We start from the raw sequence: 19,562 nt of genomic DNA, 5'->3' as shown, positions 1-19,562 counted from the left end.
AAGCATGAATTTATTTTGATTCATTTGAATATGGATATATATTTAATTTTAATTGCGCAATTCAAAACAGAATAAAGAGAGCCATTCATGAACGCATACCAACAATTAGAACAGCATTTTAAAAAATATTATGATTTTGAAAATTTAGCCGCAATTGTTTCCTGGGATGAAGCATCGATGATGCCAGTTGGCGGAGGCAAAGCCCGAGCAGAAGCTTTAGCTACATTAAGTGCGGTACAACATGATTGGTTGACCAATAAAAAAGTAGGCGACTTGCTAAACCAAGCAAAAGATATTGAAGGTTTATCATTATGGCAGCAAAAAAATTTGTACTGGATTGAAAAAGAATATCTGCAGGCAACCTGTATTCCCGTAAATTTAGTCGAAGAATTTACTAATGAATCTTTAATTTGTGGCCAGGCATGGCGAGAATTACGAGCAAAAAATGATTGGAAATCGTTTAAGCCCTTTCTGGAAAAATTGTTTCAAAAAGTAAAAACAATTGCAGAGATTAAATCACAAACATTTGGTAAGTCCCCTCTGGATATTTTAATTGATGAGTATTCACCAGATTTAGACTGTAATACGATTACTCCAATTTTTAATTCTTTAAAGGATGAATTACCAAAACTGATTCCCAGTATTATTGAAAAACAAAAAACACGACAAATAAAAACAATTGCAGGAGCATTTCCTGTAGAAAAGCAAAAGCAACTGGGTATGGAAGTAATGACGCGTCTAGGCTTTGATTTTAATCATGGCAGACTGGATGTGAGTCATCACCCCTTCTGTGGCGGTATTTCAAGTGACGTGCGGATTACAACACGCTACAACGAACAGGAATTTTTATCTTCCTTAATGGCGATTACCCATGAAACAGGTCATGCCTTATATGAACAAGGCTTATCAAAAGAATGGAGTACACAACCGGTTGGTCATTCCTTAGGAATGGCAGTTCATGAAAGTCAGTCCTTGTTCATTGAAATGCAGATTTGCAGAAGCCTGGAATACCTCCATTTTCTAGTCCCTATTGCCCAAAAATACTTCAAGGATGTAGAACATATAACTGAAGAAAATATTTTTTATCATTATACAAAAGTACAACCCGGTTTAATTCGTGTTGATGCCGACGAAGTAACCTATCCTTTACATGTGATACTCCGTTATGAAATAGAACAGAAGCTTTTTTCCTCCGAGATTCGTATTGCTGACTTACCTGAAATCTGGGATTTATCCATGCAAAAATATTTAGGATTATCAACAAAAGGTGATAATAAAAATGGAGTGATGCAAGATGTACACTGGCCAGCAGGAATTTTTGGATACTTTCCCGCCTATACTTTTGGGGCATTAATTGCCGCTCAATTATTCTCGGCAGTAAAAAAATCAATTCCTGATGTTAAAGAGCAGTTAAAGCAAGGTAACTTTAAACCTATATTACTTTGGTTAAGGGAAAACATTCATCAAAAAGGAAAATTATTAACCTATCCTGAACTATTGCATGAAGCAACTGGTGAAACCTTAAATCCCGACTATTATTTTGCGCATATAAAAGAACGGTATTTATAAAATTCCAAGGGTCGCTTACAAATATGAATAAACGCAAGATACAAAATAGTGCCGTTATTGCTGCTGCTGTAGGCGCTTCGCTCATTTCTTTACATACAAACACCGATTGGCTGTCTGGAAAGAGTCAAACCGGGGAATTTGAACGATGTTATCACATAGTCCGCGCAGGTAAAAATGACTGCGCAACATCGAAACACTCTTGTGCCGCTCAAGCAACAACGGATAGTGATCCAGAAGAATACATTATGCTACCTAAAGGACTGTGTGACCGTATTGCAGGAGGAGAGAGTGTTTAACCATATACAACTGCCGTCTCGTATCAGCGACGAGATAAAGGCCCAACAGTATCAGAGTGAATTACTTGTAGGAGGGGTACAATTAGGGGTAATCTTTTTATTCATGGTTATAAACTATTTAACTCCGGTGGGTTATACCCCTAATGCGCCGGTACACTCTACCAATCTGGGTCTCTCATTATTTACAATTCTGATATTAACGCGATTATGGTTTGCTTATACGAATCAATTAACACCTGTCGTACTTGGATTATTTGTAATCACAGAAATGTTCTTGTTGTTATTTATTATTTGGACTTACTACTTACAATATGAAACCTCCCCTGCTATTAATTTAAAAAATACCCACATCAATTATGTTTTCATTTTAATCGCACTTCGCGCATTGCGTTTCCAACCCGAATGGGTATTACTCTCAGGTTTTAGTGCAGTAATAGGCTGGAGCCTTATTGTTTGGCAAACTTTATCCAACACAGGCATGAATGTTGTCACTTGGGATTATGTAACCTATGCATCTACACGCAGTGTCTATTTCGGTGCTGTATTTGATGTACTTTTATCTATTTTATTGGTCACTATTGTTTTGGCATTAGTACTCGATCGTGCCAAAAAGATACTTTGGCAAGCGGTAGAACAAACCAGTGCAGCCAAAGATCTGGCTCGCTTTTTTGATATAGGTGTTGCTCAAAAAATCACGCACTCCGAGTCCGTGTTACAAGCAGGATATGGCGAAACGCGACAAGCAGCTATTTTGTTTACCGACATGCGCGGCTTTACTAAAGCGTCAAAAACACTTGCGCCAAGCGATTTAATCAGGTTGCTGGGAGAATATCAGCGTTTACTCGTTCCTATTATTCAAAAACATAACGGTACCATCGATAAGTTTATGGGAGATGGCATCATGGCAAGCTTTGGTGCGGTAACTCCTTCAGGTACTTATGCAGCAGATGCTTTAAGAGCTGTAGACGAAATTCTTTCTATACTGCCTGTATGGAATAAAACACGTAAAAAAAATGGAGAGATTGTTATCGATGTCGGTATAGGACTTGCGGTTGGCGAAATTGTTTTTGGAGTGATAGGAAACGCAGACCGACTTGAATATACGGTGATTGGAGAAACCGCAAACCTGGCTGCTAAATTGGAGAAGCACAACAAAGTGGAACATTCAAAGGCATTAACTGACGTGTACACTTTGACAGAAGCACTGAAACAAAATTATCAAAATGAAACAATAAGAATTGAGCGTAAATCAAGACGTGTAGAGGGGGTTGATGGTCCGATGGATTTAGTAGTTTTAGGTGAATAATACTCTCTTTATCTGGATAACTATTAGCAGACTTTCTTTATTTATAACTCAGGCTTTTCCACAATAAGTGGTTTTTGGCGTTTGTTTTCCAAGCAAGAGATTTGAATTAGGCACCCAAGTATTATGAATATAACTTGGCTCTACTTCAACAACTGTCAGAATTACGTTTATTCACTTAGGGCGTATTCTGCTTATCTTCTTTGCTATCCTCTTTATCAGTAGATATAGAGCTGAGCACTCCTTTAAATAATATGAATTTAGAATGTTTAGATTCTTGCTCTTTATCAAATTTTTTCTGGATGGTTACTAGCTTTGAGGGCTCTGAAACTTCTAGAAATAGTTTTTTTTGCGACTCACTAGTTAACTTTGATACCACTTTGCCTCGATCATAAAAATCGTATTTGTTCAGAAGAGCTACCGCTAAAACACCTGCCTTATTGGCTTTATTAAAGAAAACATGTTGACGTGCTAGCTCACCTTTAGCAATATAAGCATGAACCTTCTCAATAATCTCATCTATATCAGAACTATTTTTAATATTTTTAAGTCCGGTTTTTATAGTATTTAAAGCCCTGTTCTTCTCTTGATTTGCATGATATGGAATCCCATCAACAAATGCCTTAATATCTTTTATAAAATCAATTTTTTTCGCAAAATTATCATCATAAAAATTTAATTTTTTTAAAGTTTCTTCTATATATTTCCTCTCTTTTTCAGGTGCTTGTGATGCTTTCATTTGTAAATCAAAAACCATCTTTTTCGTATCAAATTCATCTTCGGTATTAAAGGTTTTTTTATAATAAGCTGTTAATTCATTTATTCTCTCATCAAACTCTTGTTTGGCAGCTAAATAAAGTTTGCTATCCATTTCAAAAAATGCCCTAAAGTCTCTTTTAAATTGGGTTAACGGCATACTAATAGCAACATTATCTAGCATGGGAACATCCATTTTAGTGTATAAAGAGGGCATTGAATGATGGCGATTCATAAACTCAAGCCAACTGGTCATGTTACTTGCATTACCCCTTGCCGTACGCATTAAATTAGAACCCAACCAATATGCCTCAGCCAGCTTATCATAATATTTACTTATGCTTTCTGGATCATTTTTATCTATGTGCATATTAAAAAGCTCTTGATGCAGCTTGGCCATCTGGCCTTCTAGTTCACCTAAAGCAACAAGATTTGTATGTATCCATAAACATTGATGAAAACTGTTTGCATTTCTTAATGTTTGATGCTGTATTCCTCCGAAACTTACTGTAGTCAAACCATAAGTTTTTCCATTAGCTTCATAAGTTAATTGGTAACTTGTATCAGTTAATTTTTTTACTCCAGTTGCGCTTCCATCATTTATCGCCTTAAAAACTGCATTCATTATTGGTTTCGCTAATTCATAATCTCCATTTCCCATAAGTGAAGTAACTGGGGCTCTACCTTGCTGAGCCATAACATCAGGATCATAATCAGCTTCTATACTTTTCTTTGTTCTTACTATTTCAAAATGTGCCGCCTCGCGACCTGCTCCTCCCGCCCGTGCTACAGATGCTCTTTCACTAGCAAAAAAATCCATTACTTGGGTATAGTCTTGCTGAAACTCTGATGGCTTTCCACGTGCACTATCTATTGTTTCACTAAGGAGCATACCAAATTTAAATTGACTTTTTGCTCGATCACTATCATGACGGGCATGTCTTGCTGAGGTTGAATTGGCGGTGGATGAAATGTTTCTAAAAAATAAATTTCCACATTTAATAACATCGTCTTTAAATTTCTCTAATTTACTGTTTTCTTTAGAAAACTCTGAACTACTTTTTAAAATCTCAACTAATTTTAATGTATCCTCTAATCCAGAAATCATAAACATTTTCATTAATACAGAGTCTATTTCCTGATTTTTAATAAATTTTTTATATTCCTCTGTAAGGTTATGCTGCAATATATATCTGACATTATGTTTTTCAAAAAGAGAAACTTTAATATCCTCAGGTATAACCCCCTTATTTTCCTGAATTAAAAAATCTAAAGCTTTTTCATTTCCCTGATTAATAGCAAGCTGCATTAGTCCAGGTAAATTAGTTATCAGCGGTTTAGATTTTTCATATAGATGTTGAAATATATTGAGTGAGAAGCTGTTTCCTAAAGGTAACCGCATATAGTCTTCTAAAGAATTAAAGGAAACAGATAAAATTTCTATTTTGTTATCTTGGGATAAAAATTTTTGAACCGCAGATTCATAGAGGCTAATGTCCTCAAAGTTTCTCAGAATATAGGTTAAATCATCTCTATTTACAGGATAATTTTGAGTGAGTAGAAATTTTATAAAATCTGAATCTTGCCTCATTGAGGCCTCTGCTATAAGAGAGGGGTTCGCAAACCCAAAGTCTGAATAGAGAATTTGAGGGCACTGAATTAATGCTTGTTTAATTGCTTCTCGTCTTGCTTCCCAACTTGCTTTTCGGTTGTTATTAATAAGGCTATCTATAAAATAACTAGGTTTTTTTTGCGTTGCATCTGCATGAACACTAATTGGCACATTATTTTCTATAAGAAAACTAATTAACTCTGGAGAAGGATTAGTTCCAGTACAAAATAATAGATTTAATTTTTTACCCTGTTTTTCAACCTCAATTTCAGCAAGTCTTATTTCTGGTTTTATTTTATGAATGGCTTTTAATCGCTCCAATGAACCTAACTCAACCGCTTCAGTCATTAATTGCTTCAATTCCATCTCATCTGAATTAATATTTAATCTTTGAATTTTCGAATCCAGCTCTTCTAATTTTTCAACTTTTAGGAGCATTTCCTGAATTGAATCACCCTTGCTGAATGGGTCTCGCTCAAATTTTAAAAACCTATTCTTTTTATCATGATTAATCAGTTGATGAGCCAGCTCTATACTCCCTAATCGCACAGCCTCTAAAAATAATTCTTTTATTTGATTCTCATCGTATATTTCGTTAAGAGTAGATATATTTTTTCTTAAGGTACTTAATTCATCTGAATAGTTACTAGAAGGCATGGCTTATCCTTAGATAATACTGAAAAGAGTATACTCAAAAGTATATTACTTTTTAATCACTATGTCTAAAGTTATTACAGATTGAGTTGGATTATGGCTGCAATGCCAGTACATAGAAATGACTGTCGGATAACTGAACAATCGCATCCTAAGTCATTTTCAATAAAATAGCAGTGAATATTTCGCATCTACTAGTATTACCAATGAATAGGCTTTAGTCGTTATGTACCGATACAACCCTATTTCCTAACATCCCTTTGCTTTAGAATTATTCACCAATTTGATAAATTGTTGCAGCTCACAAGTAGCCCCACCACATGCCGGAATTGAAACAGGATTTCCATTGTAAGTGATTTTTACCAGGTAATAATTTGCATCACTTTCATAAAGTGAGAAATTGAGATTGGAAGCGTAAGGGGGTGCTGTCTCCAAAGGAGCCCCCAAAAAGCTCAGTGCACTCGCTATTGTAGTATCATGCGCAGATAACAAAACATATTTGAGCTTGGATTTTTTCTGACTGCCGCTGTTGAGATAATTAGCGATATGGGTCATAAGTTTGGTGCTGTAAGCAGTTGCTACTGGATGTGGCCTTTCTTGAGCCATAAAAGCCCAATTACTCGCACTGATAATTGATTCAACATCTTGGGTGCTCAATCCAATGGGCATCGGTGCGTTATGTATTTGATGAATATATAAAGCGTCGCCAAGTAATTCAAGATCAGTCAAGCTCTTAATTGGAACACCTGATAAAGCACTCCAGAGAGGATACTTGCTCTTGAGTTCATTATCTTTTTCTTGCCATTCTTTTGTTGAATACACATACTGCTCCATCAATTTTGCTCGTTCTGCAGAACTTACCTGTTGAACAATCACCTCATCATATTTAGACGGCGCACTAAAAATAGGAATGGGTTGAAAAGCATACGGTAAAGCGGGAAGAGAGTACTCCGAAGTATTTGGTCCTGTACCGGGCGGATATAATCCCATTAATAATGACTCAGCGCTCATAAGCGTACGCTCATAATCTGTAGAACGTACATACATTGTTCCGTGTTCGTAATGCTCGGGCAATAAATGTGCCTGTTCAATGTATTTTTTACGGAACTCCATACCCATTTTATATTCTTGCTGCATCCCCTCAGCAGTTAGCTGGCCAGGACCCTCCTGCCATTGGTAATTTACAGCTGAAAGTGGAACAATTGGTGTTCTGTCACCATGTCGAATAATATCAACAGCAAAAATAAGGGTATCATCTGCAAACAAGAACGACGGCACACTCAATAAAAACGCAAAGCTCAAGCGAAATTTGTAGCCCATTTATCATACTCCTTGCTTAAAAATGTATTAACTATGATGTTTTTGTAAATCCCCTCAAAGGTCAGGTCTGCACTATGATGAGTGTGAATGTAAAAATCAAGACGCCAGACTCGATTTATAAATTTTTTAAATCAACTTGTATATTCTTTAAAGAAATAAGTAGACTGTCATCCCGCGTAGACAGGGATCCATCAAAATACATAACTCAAATTAATCCACTGAGTAAATACTGTCTCTTGATCATCTCTGCCTACGCCCCGAGGCTTGTCCGCGGGGTCCAGTGTTTAGCCAAGATCTTCTGGATACCGCGCATAAAGCGCGGTACGTAGACGAAGAAATTAAGCACGGTAGGTAGGCGAAAAATTGAGTATTCTTTAAAGAAATAAGTAGACTGTCATCCCGCGTAGACAGGGATCCATCAAAATACATAACTCAAATTAATCCACTGAGTAAATACTGTCTCTTGATCATCTCTGCCTACGCCCCGAGGCTTGTCCGCGGGGTCCAGTGTTTAGCCAAGATCTTCTGGATACCGCGCATAAAGCGCGGTACGTAGACGAAGAAATTAAGCACGGTAGGTAGGCGAAAAATTTAGTGGAGGTTTCTCAAAACTGACGATACCTCAGGTAAACAGACCCTGAACGATCGTCAGTTTTTTAAATTTATCATGTACCACTTAAGTTTCTCTACGTACTGATTTAAATTTCTCTACGTACTGCTTTCCTACGTACCGCGCTTTATGCGCGGTATCCAGGAGATAAGCGCGGTACGTAGACGAAGAAATTAAGCGCGGTAGGCGAAAAATTTAGTGGAGGTTTCTCAAAACTGACGATACCTCAGGTAAACAGACCCTGAACGATCGTCAGTTTTTTAAATTTATCATGTACCACTTAAGTTTCTCTACGTACTGCTTTAAATTTCTCTACGTACTGCTTTAAATTTCTCTACGTACTGCTTTCCTACGTACCGCGCTTTATGCGCGGTATCCAGAACGATATTTTAAGATGCCGCCGAGCATTTCTATAGCAAGATCTCCTGGATACCGCGCATAAAGCGCGGTACGTAGACGAAGAAATTAAGCGCGGTAGGTAGGCGAAAAATTTAGTGGAGGTTTCTCAAAATTGACGATACCTCAGGTAAACAGACCCTGAACGATCGTCAGTTTTTTAAATTTATCATGATTTAAATTTCTCTACGTACTGCTTTCCTACGTACCGCGCTTTATGCGCGGTATCCAGAACGATATTTTAAGATGCCGCTGAGTATTTCTAGAGCAAGATCCTCTGGATACCGCAGCATAAAGCGCGGGAGGTAGGAGTAGAGCTGGGTTGGTAAGATTCAGCTGGAAGCGGCCAAGCTACGGTTCTGCAAAATTGGATCAAGTCGTGGCAACAAACCTATTTTATTTTTCTGGAAAAATTTCCACATCTGTGTAAAAGTAATTTGGTTGTATTTAAATAAAACAATTAAAAGCCAGGAGTTAACGTGAAGGGACTGAAATGTATTCTTTTATTGGCTAGTATCTGGCTGATATGGGAAACTGCTTTTACCGCAACCGAATCATCATATGCCACACTTCGTATTATTACTCCGGAACAATCATTCACTCTAACTAACTCTGCTTTGTTGTCTCATCCAAATCTTACCCAAGTCACTATTAACAATGATCGAGCCTACCCAAACAAAATCATGCATCATAAAGTGATCCCCTTATGCAAACTGCTTGCCCCCTTTCACATTAGACAACACGATATCGTCGAATTCATAGCCAAAGATAATTTTCATGTCTATGTACCGGCACTTAAAATCATGGATTGCAGTAAGAATGCCTCCATCGCGATGTTGGCTATAGAACCTGCGTCAAAATGGCCAATAATTGATAATCATACGGGACTTACTGCAGGTCCTTATGAAATTATTTGGCTTTATCCTAAACGCTCCTATATATCAAATGAATATTGGGCATGGAGTGTTATTACGGTAAAGATTATTCGAAAATTCAATTATCAACAGGTTCTTGCTCCTCCCGAAACAACAAATTCATCCATTGCTAATGGATATAAAATTTATATTAGTCATTGTGAAGGTTGCCACATGATGAATCACTTTGGAAAAAGTAAGATTGGTCCGGATTTGAACTGTCCGAAAAATCCATTAGATTATTATCCGAACATAACCCAATTAAAAAAATTTATTCGTGATCCCAAATCAGTTCGTTCACTTCCACAAGGACGAATGAGCGGTTCAGATAAACAGTCTTTATCCGACAAGGATCTGGATGATTTGATTCAGTTCTTTGCGTATATGAATATAAAAAAACAATGCTAATTGACAACCAGCTCCTGACAAACTAGAGTTTTAATATGCAAAGGATGGATAAATAGCATGAAGCTCATTAGGCAAATTGTTTTTATAACCCTCTTGTTCCACGGTATCTTTGCCTACAGCGATCAACTCATTGTGGGTGTTTTAAAATTTGCGCCTCCTTTTTCATCAGCAGATGTAGACAATCACTTTTTTGGTTTCAGTATCGACCTGATGAATGAAATATGCAAACGCATTAATGCAACCTGTACCTTCAAAGGAACCGATTTGAACTCACAGTTCAAAGATTTAAATGATGGGGTTATAGACATTACCACGTTACCAAGTCCTATTTCCTCGACTGAGTCAGGAGACTACATATTCAGTCTGCCTTATATGACAAGTAGAGGACAATTTGTAGTATTAAAAGGTTCAAATATCAATTCAACAGAGGATATTAAAGATAAAAAAATTGGGGCGCTTCAAGCAACTTCGTTCCAGTATAATATTCTCCCTAATTATACATCCCAAAAAAACATTAAAACATATTCCCAAGTTACGGCATTAATACAAGCTGTAAGCAATCGAGAGGTTGATGCCGCTTTATTGAATGAACATGTTGCCAGATATCTATTACTCAACAAAACCATAGATGGCTTTCAACTTATAGGGAACCCTATTGTTACGGGAAATGGATATGGAATAATTGCGCTTAAAAAGAATGCTCCTATCATTGATAAAATTAATAAAGCCTTATTACAAATAGAAACTGATGGAACTTATTTAACTCTTTATAATAAATATTTTGGTAAATAGTTTAAGCAAAACATTGTGTAAATACACAGCAGATTTAAGAAAGAACGTTTCATCACTTTATACCCAGTTCAGTGAAAGCTATTTGATGGGCAGAGTAATAATAAATTCACTTCCTTTTCCTTTGACACTGTTAATTGAAATAGTTCCATGATGTTCTTGAACAATACTGTATGAAATGGACAAACCCAAACCTGTCCCTTTGCCAACGGGTTTAGTAGTAAAAAAAGGTTCAAAAATCCTTGCTATTGTTTCCTTACTCATCCCAGTCCCTGTATCACGAATACTAATTAAAATGCGATCATTTCTCTTACTGGTTGTAATAGTAATTTCTCCCTGTTCCGGGATTGCATGCACTGCATTTGTAAGAATATTCATAAATACTTGATTGATTTTCCCTGGAAAACATTCTACTTCGGGAATATCACTATAGTTTTTATTGATGGTAATTCGATCGCGAAATTGATTGTGCAATAACGTTAATGTAGAGTCGATGTTGTCATGAATATTAACGTGCTTCTTCTCTCCTTCATCAAGCCGAGAAAAAGTACGTAAATCTTTCACAATATTTGCTGTACGTCGTGCGCCTTCTTCAATGCCATCAAGTAAATTATGCGTTTCCTGTAGGGTAAAAGACAGATCAATGTCGTCGCTATATTTTGCGATTTCCTGTAACTTTTCTTTTATTAATGTTTCAGGAGTAATTTCACCATATTTATTTAACAATTGCACAATGTCTTCGATATCATTTTTTAATGGGCCAATATTGGCAGAAATAAAATTAACCGGATTGTTAATTTCATGTGCAATTCCTGCAGTTAATACCCCTAAAGAAGACATTTTTTCCGATTGAATGAGTTGGGTCTCTGCCTGTTTTAACGTATCTAACGCATGATTGAGCTGGATGTTTTTTTCATTAAGATCGCGTGTACGTTGTTCCACACGTGATTCCAACTCAATATTTGCTTGCAGTAGTTCTTCTTGTGCTTTTTTGCGTTCCGTAATCACGGCGGACAAGATTAAGGTAGTAAAGAATATAACTGCAACAAACGCTTGTAAAAATAATAGACTGGTTGAAATATTAGCAAAATCAAATTCCTTATAGCCATGTATCTCAAGCCAGAGCACAGAAATCGATATTAAAAATGCCATGATTGTTGCTAATCGAGTACTGAAACGTACGGCAGACCATACACAGAAAGGCAGCAAGATATAAGCTAAAGGATAATGCAACATATAGATCATACTCATAGTACAACCTAATAAAACGACTAAGAGCGCATACTCAAGAAATTGCTTCACATTGAAAGTGAGTTTACTTTGGTACCAGGTCAGGATAAGCGGTGTGATCACAATAATACCTACAGCATCCCCAATCCACCAAACAAACCAATTATTCAGAATTTGTTCTGGTTTAATTAAGCCAAATAGCGTCAGCGAAATAATACCAATGGTGCAACTGACAAGGGAAAAGAGGAAATCACCCCCGAATGTAAAAATTAAAACATCTCTGACGGTATAAAATGGGGTTTTAGTCCGAGTATAATATTGAATAAATTGAGCGGCCCAGACTGCCTGTAATCCAGCACCAATTCCTATGATTGTAGACGCAACCCAGTTCTCCCAGGACAGCAAATTACCTAGTACCGCAGTAACAATTATTTCAGCAGCAACTACCCCGAAAAAAACGTGATTCCCATACCAAAGAACCATAGATAGTGCAACGCCTGAGGGAAGCCAAAGGGGTGTCACCATTGTATTTGGAATGACCCAAATATTACTTGCAAACCCGCTTATGGTGTATAAAAAAACTGTAATTATATTCTGATACCAAAACCGCCACGTTTTTATGGAATTAAGGTTCATGTTTTCTTACCAAGCACTCTATAAAGCTTGATTTTTCCCTCTTTACCTTTAATTACCTGGGGCCCTATTTCTTCAACCAGAATTTCATTTGCAATAGGTTTATAAGTCGTTTCACTAATCAATAAAGTATTGGGATTGTCTTTAGTAAGGCACTCTATGCGTGATGCAATATTTACGGTGTCGCCGATCACAGTGTATTCCATATGTTCACTAGTACCTACATTACCTGCGATTACCTCTCCCGTATTAATACCAATTCCTATAGCGATATCACGACCTATTTCACCACGGTATTTGTCATTAAACTCATTCAACGCATCGAGCATTGCTAATCCTGCAAGTACCGCATTCAACTGGTTATCGATATGCGAAACAGGTGCACCGAATAAAGCTAGGATTCCATCACCAATTAATTTATTAACACTGCCATGATAGTCCCGTATTTTTTGACTCATTAATTCAAAATAAGCATTGAGTACATCCACAGATTTCACAGGCCCCAACTTATCTGATATCGAGGTAAATTGGCGTATGTCTGCAAACATGGCAGAAATAATACGGTATTCACCGCGAATAAGTGAGTTATCCCCCTGATCATTTAAAATTTCATCGACTATATTTTTAGGTACGTATTTTTGAAACAATTCTAAAATCCGTTTTTGATAAAGAACTTCTTGATTCAGTTTTTCAATTAAAGACAAACGCTCCTCTTCAAGGCCCAGCATCTTCAGGCCGGTATCAATATTTATCTTTAACTCAATTGGATCCCAGGGTTTAGTAATATAGCGAAATACTCGACCTGTATTGATCGCCTTAATAATTGCTTCAACATCAGTAAAACCCGTTAAAATCATACGAATGGTGTTGGGATACTCAGGAATAATCGATTCCAAAAATTGTACCCCGGTCATTTCTGGCATTCTTTGGTCTGTAATAACAATTTGAATATTATTTTGGCGCATAATATCCATACCTTCGCGTCCTGAAGTAGCTGTAAACACATTAAATTGACGACGAAATGTTGCGACGAAAGCGGTAAGATTATTCGTTTCATCATCAACATAAAGGATATTATATTTTTTATCCATAAAAACTCTAGAAGCAAAATGTACCCTATAGATATTTATAGTCTATAGGATGTTACTTTGACCAGTTTTAGTTATAGAAGTTTAAGAAACCTCATTTCAATTCGTATTTGATCGAAGACTCTAATGTATCGTGTACTAAAGAATTTGATGATGGGGATGTTTTTAACATGGAAAGCGCCACATGTGGCGATTCTTGTTTATTTTGGGTTAGGTGATCGGCAATGAGATCCTTAGTTGCTAACTCTAAATAACGGGTTGCCATCTCTAATCTATAGTCAATATCACCTTGTTGTACTCCGTTGGTTACTTTATCATAGGAGCGTGCGATACCAATAGAAGCAAGACTTAAAAGTCTATAATCTTCAGCAGTAAAATAATATTGGCTGTTTAACCCTTCTACTTTGGCAATTTCTTGTAATTCCATAATTTTATTGATTGCATTATTAAAATCTTCGATTGCTTCTTTGACTTCATTACTGTCAATTTCTGAATTATCCAGTTTAACTTTTGCTGTTTGATAATATTTTATAGCCGCAGAACGAATTGTAATTGGAGTTCTCATTTTAATCCCTCGAATAATTAATACCCTACCCAAGATTAGCGCGCATGATACTAAAGCACATCGCATTTTTAAACTCAGCTCGTCCTATTTTAGGATAAATTAAATTAGTTTAATTTTTAGCTGCCGGGATAGGGGATGAAAAAATCAAATAGACAATTTAGAATTAAGGGAACCTCCATAAAAAGAATTTTAAATGAAAGCTACCTCAGTAAGAACATTTGATCCCAATCTTAAAATTGAAACAGAACGATTATTACTTCGTCCCTTTACTTTAGCTGATTTAGATCATTTTTCGTTAATATGTGCGGATTCAGAAGTAATGCGTTTTATAGGTACAGGAAAACCTCTTGATAGAGAAACAGTACAACAGCAAATGATGTCATGGATAGCTTCATATAAAGAGCAAGGCTTTGGCCTATTAGCACTTACACTGAAAGACAATAAAAATCTCCTTGGTTTTTGTGGCTTATTAGAGCAAACCGTTGATGGAGAATTATATATTGAACTTGGATATCGGCTCGAGCGGGCTTCCTGGGGTAAAGGAATTGCTACTGAAGCAGCCAAAGCTATAAGAGACTATGCATTTAAACAGTTAGGCCTGACACATTTAATTTCTATTATTCAAATAGATAATATTGCTTCAAAGAAGGTGGTACAAAAAGTTGGGATGGAGCACTTGAAAAGAACACATTTTAAAGATGTTTTAGTTGATGTTTTTCATATGAAATCCAATTTAGAATGCAATACCTTATAACTAGTAGTCTAATTTATTAATTAGTCTTTTTAAGATATAAATCCATCCAATCTTTAAATCGTTGCAAACGGTCTATTTGAAAATCCGGTCTATCAAGCGTGTGGTATTGCTCGGGATAAATGATCAATTGTGTCGGTATATTCAGTGATTTTAAGGCCTGATATAATTGTTCGGAACCAACACATGGCATGTTAAAATCCAAACTGGCACACATAAACAAAGTAGGTGTTTTAATCTTATTTGCCTTCATTAAAGGGTAACTAAGCTTTAGGTAAATTTGAGTATTTAACCAAGGTTTTCCTAATTCAGACTCATAATCTAAAGTATATTGATCCTGACCATAGTTTCCCAAAATACTACCGGTTCCAGCTCCGCTAATCGCCGCTTTAAAACGTGGAGTACTTGCAATAACGTAATTAGTAAGCATGCCTCCATAACTCCAGCCTCCTACAGCCAATTTATTGGGATCGACGATACCTTTCTTAATTGCATAATCCACAGAAGCAAGGACATCTTTGACATCTAGGTTTCCCCAGTCAGCTTTAATGGCATTGGAAAAATTAAATCCTTTTCCAGAGCTTCCCCGCGGATTAGGAGCTATAATGGTATATCCTTGAGCAGCGAGCCACTGCCAGTCAAAATTGAACTCATGGCCGAATTGGTAAACAGGCCCTCCATGTAAATTTAAAAATGCGGGATATTGTTTTCCAGGTTTATAATATGCAGGCTTGAGCAATAAACCTTCGATTAAGGTTCCATCAGAACTTTTAAATTCAATGTTTTCCAAGGGACGAAATAGTACTTCATCTAAAAGTTTTTGATTATGGTGGGTTAATGGTCTTAACGTATTTTCTACTGCAAACAGTTCTGGTGGATGTTGATCATCAGAGGAAACAATTACTATATGTTGTTGCCCTATTGAAAATTCACTATCAACTTGCTCACCTTTAGTTAATTCTCTGACAGCACCGGTAGCGACATCAATTTCACTAAGATGAGTAGTTCTGCTTGTCTCAATCAGCGCATATATTTTTTTACCATCTTCAGACCATTGAGGTTTGGTAAACCAGCGATCTATAGGGGCAATAATCTGCTCCTTATGACTGGCCAATCCAACAACCGCTAATTGCGTGGGAGCATAGATAGGTGACTTATTATTAAAGCTTAAAAAAGCTATTTGAGAGCTATTAGGGTTCCATGCGGGAGTGGATTCCCAATCAGGATCCATTGCACCTCCTGGAAAACGGGTCAATTGTATCGCTTTACTTCCAGGTTTGTTGCTTATTACATACACATCTGAATTGTAACTCCTATCCGGTTTAGTTCCTCGTTTAGAAATAAAAGCAATGTAATTTCCATTAGGAGACCAGGCTGGGGCCCATTCATCATAAAGACCTGGAGTCAATAACTCAATTTGTTTGTTTTGGAGCGCTACGCGATAAAGATGCGCTCTTTTTTCGCCAAGATAACCCTCTGTATCTTTTTTAAAAAGATATCTTGTGATGACTATGGGGGCATTGTTGGTATCTTTTTCCTTTGATTCACTGGCGATAAAAGCAATACTTTGGGAATCAGGAGACCAAGCAAAATCACTCACATCATACAGGCGATTTGTTAATTGTATAATTTGTCCGCTTTGTCTGTTAAATAATTGAAGGCTGCTCGCTTCATCATTCTCTAATAAAAAAGCAATCCATTGGCCATCAGGACTCCATTTGGGTAAAGAACTGCTATTTTTTTTATCATTCGTTAGTTGCTTTGATATTTTACCATCGTAGGATACTACCCAAATATTGCTTACTGCATCTATTTTGCTAACATTTTCTTCTACTGTATAAACTACCCATTTTCCATCTCGTGACATATCAGGTTCACTGACTGTCTTAATTCGCATAAAATCGCTCAAAAGCGGTAGTCTCTGAGAAGAAGACCATCCATTTACGCAAAAAATGGAAAATAACATCACTAGAATAAGCTGAAAATAGGAACACTCTTTTTCCAAAATAATTTTCCTTTAAGAAAATTGGAACTTCATCTCTTACTTAATTCTCCGGAATTATGTTCTATTAATTTACACTCCCGGACCCTATGAGCATAGATAAATCATCATTCTTAAGAATATTTTAAAATAAAGCCCCCTGAGGGATAGCAGTTTTTCATTTTAAATTTCTACCACTTAAATTGCTCTACCTACCGCGCTTTATGCGCGGTATCCATAACTATATGTTAAGATGCCGCGGAACATTTCTATATCCCCTGGATACCGCGCATAAAGCGCGGTACGTAGGTGAACAAATAAAGCGCGGTACGTAAGCGAAAATTAGTAGAGGTTTCTCATCAAAAAACTGACGTTACCTCGGGCCCCCCCAGGAATCATCTAATTATTTCTTATATTTTAGTCCAAATTTTATTTTATAAAAATTTTCCATGAACATCCGTTATGTCCTGATTTTAGAAGCGCTTTTCGCAAGAAACAACAGAGTGAATTTCAAATAATTGTTTAATTTTTTTCCATTTCATGCAAATTAAAGCTAAAATATACTCACGAGACATAAAAAAGGAGTTTTTATGATTAAGATATTCAAGGTGCTCTTAATAGTATTATTCATGAGCGTAAGCCCGTTTGCTTTGGCATATAATGACTATGCTTACCATCATGGACATCATAAACATCATAAGTATCATAAGTATTATAAAAATCATCATTGGTATTACTATCCTGCCGGATATCATCACCATAAAAAATATAAATATAAGCACCACAAGTATTATCCATATAAATATTATAAATATAAAAATTATCCCTATCGCCCTGGATGGTATTATACATGGTGATCTATTCAAGAAAATTTAGATGTAACTTTCAAACATAGTAAGTAACGTTATTGAATATAAAGAAAATATTCGATAACGTTACTTTTGCAAAACATTTTTAAGCACAAAGAACACTATTTCCTTATTTTCTTGCTGTTCCCAATTCAATCAAAGATTTTTATTGACCAGATAGATCAATATATGAGATAACGACACTGGTATAAAAAGAACAATAATGCAAAATATGGATCATTGTTGATGAATTTATATCAAAATCACAGGATCTGTCTCGTAAATGTCTGAATGAGACTAAATACTAAGGGAGTTATCTATGAGAGCATTAAGAGAATTACGTCACGCTAGACCCTACCATTTTTCGAAAATCAAGGACGTTCATCTCTCACATAAACCTGGTTTTTTATGGGGTACTTTTTCCGGCGATCGTTGGCGTCATAAAAGCATGGGAGAAACATTAAACCACATTACAGATCCTAAGATGTATCATGAATTGCAATCCCATGCATTTGATAATTTAAAGTCATGGCAAAAAGAAAAAACCGCACCGCCCCAAAAAGTTGAAGTGGTTCCCAGGGATTTTGGAGACACCGCGTTGGAAGTGACTAAAAAGCATGGAAAAGTATACCCTGTTCTTAATATGGCCAATTCCTTATTTCCTGGAGGGGCTGCTCTCGAAGGAGGAAGCGCCCAGGAAGAAAATATGTGGCATCGCTCATCTTGTGCCCGCTCATTATTGTCAAAAGGTGTGTATTATGATGAGGTACAAAAATGTTTTCTTTATGATGAAAATACCAGAAGGCTATTGAACGGGCAGGAGAAAATGAGTCCTGAGGAATTGGAATCATTAGGTTTACTACGGGGAATAAAAGTTCCTGAAGCCTTCAAAGTTTTTATGAGTGAGCAACCCCAAATTTGCTTTAGAGGACCGGAGATTTTAGTACCAACAAATTCAGATGAATTCACCTCAAAAAAACAATTTACTGCTGACAGTATATTGAGCTATACCTTTCTCCCAAAAGATAGAATATTCCCCTTTTATGAACTCAGAGCAGCCGCTCCTGAGCTTGTTGGTAAAGAAATTAACTTAGAGAATAAAGATTTCTTAAATCAATACACCAGTGACTTAAGACGTCGTATAGGCGCTCAGCTAGATACATTAATACTTAAAGGGAAAACTGATGCAATCCTGGGAGCCTGGGGATGTGGAAGTTTTAAAAATAAGCCGGATATTGTTGCCAGAATCTACCGTGATGAAATAGAAAAACGAGCCAAACATTTTCAGCATATCGTATTTCCGATAATAGATACGCAATATGAAGCAAATTACCCTGTGTTTAAACAATACTTAGATGGCTTGAAACTTGGAAATTCAGCGGGCAAATCAAGTTTCAATACAAAAGCACTTACGTGGCCTAATCCATATAGTATTTATGCTCAAGGAGCTAAGAAACCAGAAACAACATTAAAAGATGAACCCCAAAATTCGATTTGCGGGCCCTTATAACCCCTGCTGATCCAACAGCTAGAGTAGTACTTTAATTCTCCAGATAGCTCAGTCTTAACATGATTTTGCTATCTGTCTAAACAACTGATACCCTATGTTAAAAAATTATTCTTCTTATCATTCTTCTTATAAGTTGCTTGGGATAAGCGCATCTAATCATATAAAGGTATTCATTTAGGATTTAAGACCCTTTTATCCAGTATATTATTGCTCAAATTAAGGCACAAATGCTTTAGGAAATTGCAAGGACAAGCTTCTCTTATGTTTTCTAAGTAAATTATTCGATTATAGGCTCTTCTTAAATCAATTTAATGAAGAGCCACTTAGGA

14 protein-coding genes are annotated in these 19,562 nt (G+C 36.4%); 7 read left to right on the top strand and 7 right to left on the bottom strand.

The window, feature by feature from the left end; translation table 11 throughout:
* The first annotated feature begins 87 nt into the window (after positions 1-87).
* From LXO92_RS08535 to LXO92_RS08525, 3 genes are read left to right on the top strand one after another with little or no spacing between them, the layout of a single operon-like run.
* On the top strand, positions 88-1,569 hold the full coding sequence (locus tag LXO92_RS08535) for a carboxypeptidase M32 (RefSeq protein ID WP_182352238.1): 1,482 nt from the start codon (positions 88-90) through the stop codon (positions 1,567-1,569).
* A gap of 23 nt (positions 1,570-1,592) precedes the next feature.
* On the top strand, positions 1,593-1,865 hold the full coding sequence (locus LXO92_RS08530) for a BufA1 family periplasmic bufferin-type metallophore (RefSeq protein ID WP_182352237.1): 273 nt from the start codon (positions 1,593-1,595) through the stop codon (positions 1,863-1,865).
* The gene (locus LXO92_RS08525) at positions 1,858-3,171 is read left to right on the top strand and encodes an adenylate/guanylate cyclase domain-containing protein (protein ID WP_182352236.1); all 1,314 of its coding nucleotides are present in this window, start codon (positions 1,858-1,860) and stop codon (positions 3,169-3,171) included. The genes LXO92_RS08530 and LXO92_RS08525 overlap by 8 nt, the downstream gene beginning before the upstream one ends.
* Positions 3,172-3,346: 175 nt before the next feature.
* Here LXO92_RS08525 and LXO92_RS08520 read toward each other — a convergent pair whose 3' ends face one another.
* Together LXO92_RS08520 and LXO92_RS08515 are read right to left on the bottom strand one after the other, a co-directional pair.
* On the bottom strand, positions 3,347-6,193 hold the full coding sequence (locus tag LXO92_RS08520; protein ID WP_232890784.1) for a hypothetical protein: 2,847 nt from the start codon (positions 6,191-6,193) through the stop codon (positions 3,347-3,349).
* A gap of 246 nt (positions 6,194-6,439) precedes the next feature.
* Positions 6,440-7,510, bottom strand: coding sequence for a histidine phosphatase family protein (locus LXO92_RS08515; protein WP_232890783.1), 1,071 nt, complete (start codon positions 7,508-7,510; stop codon positions 6,440-6,442).
* Positions 7,511-8,995: 1,485 nt separating this feature from the next.
* Between LXO92_RS08515 and LXO92_RS08510 the strand changes: the two genes are divergently transcribed.
* Together LXO92_RS08510 and LXO92_RS08505 are read left to right on the top strand one after the other, a co-directional pair.
* Positions 8,996-9,838 carry a c-type cytochrome gene (locus LXO92_RS08510; RefSeq protein ID WP_232890782.1) on the top strand — a complete coding sequence of 281 codons (843 nt, stop codon included), beginning with the start codon at positions 8,996-8,998 and terminating at the stop codon, positions 9,836-9,838.
* 57 nt (positions 9,839-9,895) lie between these two features.
* The gene (locus LXO92_RS08505; protein WP_182352230.1) at positions 9,896-10,630 is read left to right on the top strand and encodes a transporter substrate-binding domain-containing protein; all 735 of its coding nucleotides are present in this window, start codon (positions 9,896-9,898) and stop codon (positions 10,628-10,630) included.
* 78 nt (positions 10,631-10,708) lie between these two features.
* Here LXO92_RS08505 and LXO92_RS08500 read toward each other — a convergent pair whose 3' ends face one another.
* The 3 genes from LXO92_RS08500 to LXO92_RS08490 form a co-directional block, all read right to left on the bottom strand.
* Entirely contained in the window at positions 10,709-12,493 is a 1,785-nt protein-coding gene (locus LXO92_RS08500) for an MASE1 domain-containing protein (protein ID WP_232890781.1), read from the bottom strand.
* A complete protein-coding gene (locus tag LXO92_RS08495; RefSeq protein WP_182352226.1) occupies positions 12,490-13,581 on the bottom strand; it encodes an adenylate/guanylate cyclase domain-containing protein in 1,092 nt (363 codons plus the stop codon). The genes LXO92_RS08500 and LXO92_RS08495 overlap by 4 nt, the downstream gene beginning before the upstream one ends.
* 91 nt (positions 13,582-13,672) lie before the next feature.
* Complete coding sequence (locus tag LXO92_RS08490; RefSeq protein ID WP_232890780.1) at positions 13,673-14,143, bottom strand: hypothetical protein; 471 nt, start codon at positions 14,141-14,143, stop codon at positions 13,673-13,675.
* A 193-nt stretch (positions 14,144-14,336) separates the two neighbouring features.
* Between LXO92_RS08490 and LXO92_RS08485 the strand changes: the two genes are divergently transcribed.
* Positions 14,337-14,897 (top strand): GNAT family N-acetyltransferase, encoded by a 561-nt coding sequence (locus tag LXO92_RS08485; RefSeq protein WP_182352222.1) that lies wholly within the window; start codon positions 14,337-14,339, stop codon positions 14,895-14,897.
* A gap of 16 nt (positions 14,898-14,913) precedes the next feature.
* On the opposite strand, the gene LXO92_RS08480 is transcribed toward LXO92_RS08485, so the two are convergent.
* Both LXO92_RS08480 and LXO92_RS08475 read right to left on the bottom strand, forming a co-directional pair.
* Positions 14,914-16,791, bottom strand: coding sequence for a S9 family peptidase (locus tag LXO92_RS08480; protein WP_232890779.1), 1,878 nt, complete (start codon positions 16,789-16,791; stop codon positions 14,914-14,916).
* Positions 16,792-17,502: 711 nt separating this feature from the next.
* A complete protein-coding gene (locus LXO92_RS08475; RefSeq protein WP_182352221.1) occupies positions 17,503-17,727 on the bottom strand; it encodes a hypothetical protein in 225 nt (74 codons plus the stop codon).
* A 315-nt stretch (positions 17,728-18,042) separates the two neighbouring features.
* Here LXO92_RS08475 and LXO92_RS08470 point away from each other — a divergent pair, with 315 nt between their 5' ends.
* Entirely contained in the window at positions 18,043-19,233 is a 1,191-nt protein-coding gene (locus tag LXO92_RS08470; RefSeq protein WP_232890778.1) for a poly(ADP-ribose) glycohydrolase domain-containing protein, read from the top strand.
* Positions 19,234-19,562: the final 329 nt, after the last annotated feature.

This window comes from Legionella resiliens (assembly GCF_021344005.1).
Classification (GTDB): domain Bacteria; phylum Pseudomonadota; class Gammaproteobacteria; order Legionellales; family Legionellaceae; genus Legionella; species Legionella resiliens.
This window is presented reverse-complemented; position numbering and strand designations above follow the sequence as displayed.

Bases quoted from the DNA above. Each gene is read 5' to 3' on its own strand.
- LXO92_RS08480 (WP_232890779.1), bottom strand. From the start codon at position 16,791: ATGCGAATTAAGACAGTCAGTGAACCTGATATGTCACGAGATGGAAAA.
- LXO92_RS08505 (WP_182352230.1), top strand. From the start codon at position 9,896: ATGAAGCTCATTAGGCAAATTGTTTTTATAACCCTCTTGTTCCACGGT.
- LXO92_RS08520 (WP_232890784.1), bottom strand. From the start codon at position 6,193: ATGCCTTCTAGTAACTATTCAGATGAATTAAGTACCTTAAGAAAAAAT.
- LXO92_RS08535 (WP_182352238.1), top strand. From the start codon at position 88: ATGAACGCATACCAACAATTAGAACAGCATTTTAAAAAATATTATGAT.
- LXO92_RS08530 (WP_182352237.1), top strand. From the start codon at position 1,593: ATGAATAAACGCAAGATACAAAATAGTGCCGTTATTGCTGCTGCTGTA.
- LXO92_RS08495 (WP_182352226.1), bottom strand. From the start codon at position 13,581: ATGGATAAAAAATATAATATCCTTTATGTTGATGATGAAACGAATAAT.
- LXO92_RS08500 (WP_232890781.1), bottom strand. From the start codon at position 12,493: ATGAACCTTAATTCCATAAAAACGTGGCGGTTTTGGTATCAGAATATA.
- LXO92_RS08515 (WP_232890783.1), bottom strand. From the start codon at position 7,510: ATGGGCTACAAATTTCGCTTGAGCTTTGCGTTTTTATTGAGTGTGCCG.
- LXO92_RS08485 (WP_182352222.1), top strand. From the start codon at position 14,337: ATGAAAGCTACCTCAGTAAGAACATTTGATCCCAATCTTAAAATTGAA.
- LXO92_RS08470 (WP_232890778.1), top strand. From the start codon at position 18,043: ATGAGAGCATTAAGAGAATTACGTCACGCTAGACCCTACCATTTTTCG.
- LXO92_RS08475 (WP_182352221.1), bottom strand. From the start codon at position 17,727: ATGTATAATACCATCCAGGGCGATAGGGATAATTTTTATATTTATAAT.
- LXO92_RS08490 (WP_232890780.1), bottom strand. From the start codon at position 14,143: ATGAGAACTCCAATTACAATTCGTTCTGCGGCTATAAAATATTATCAA.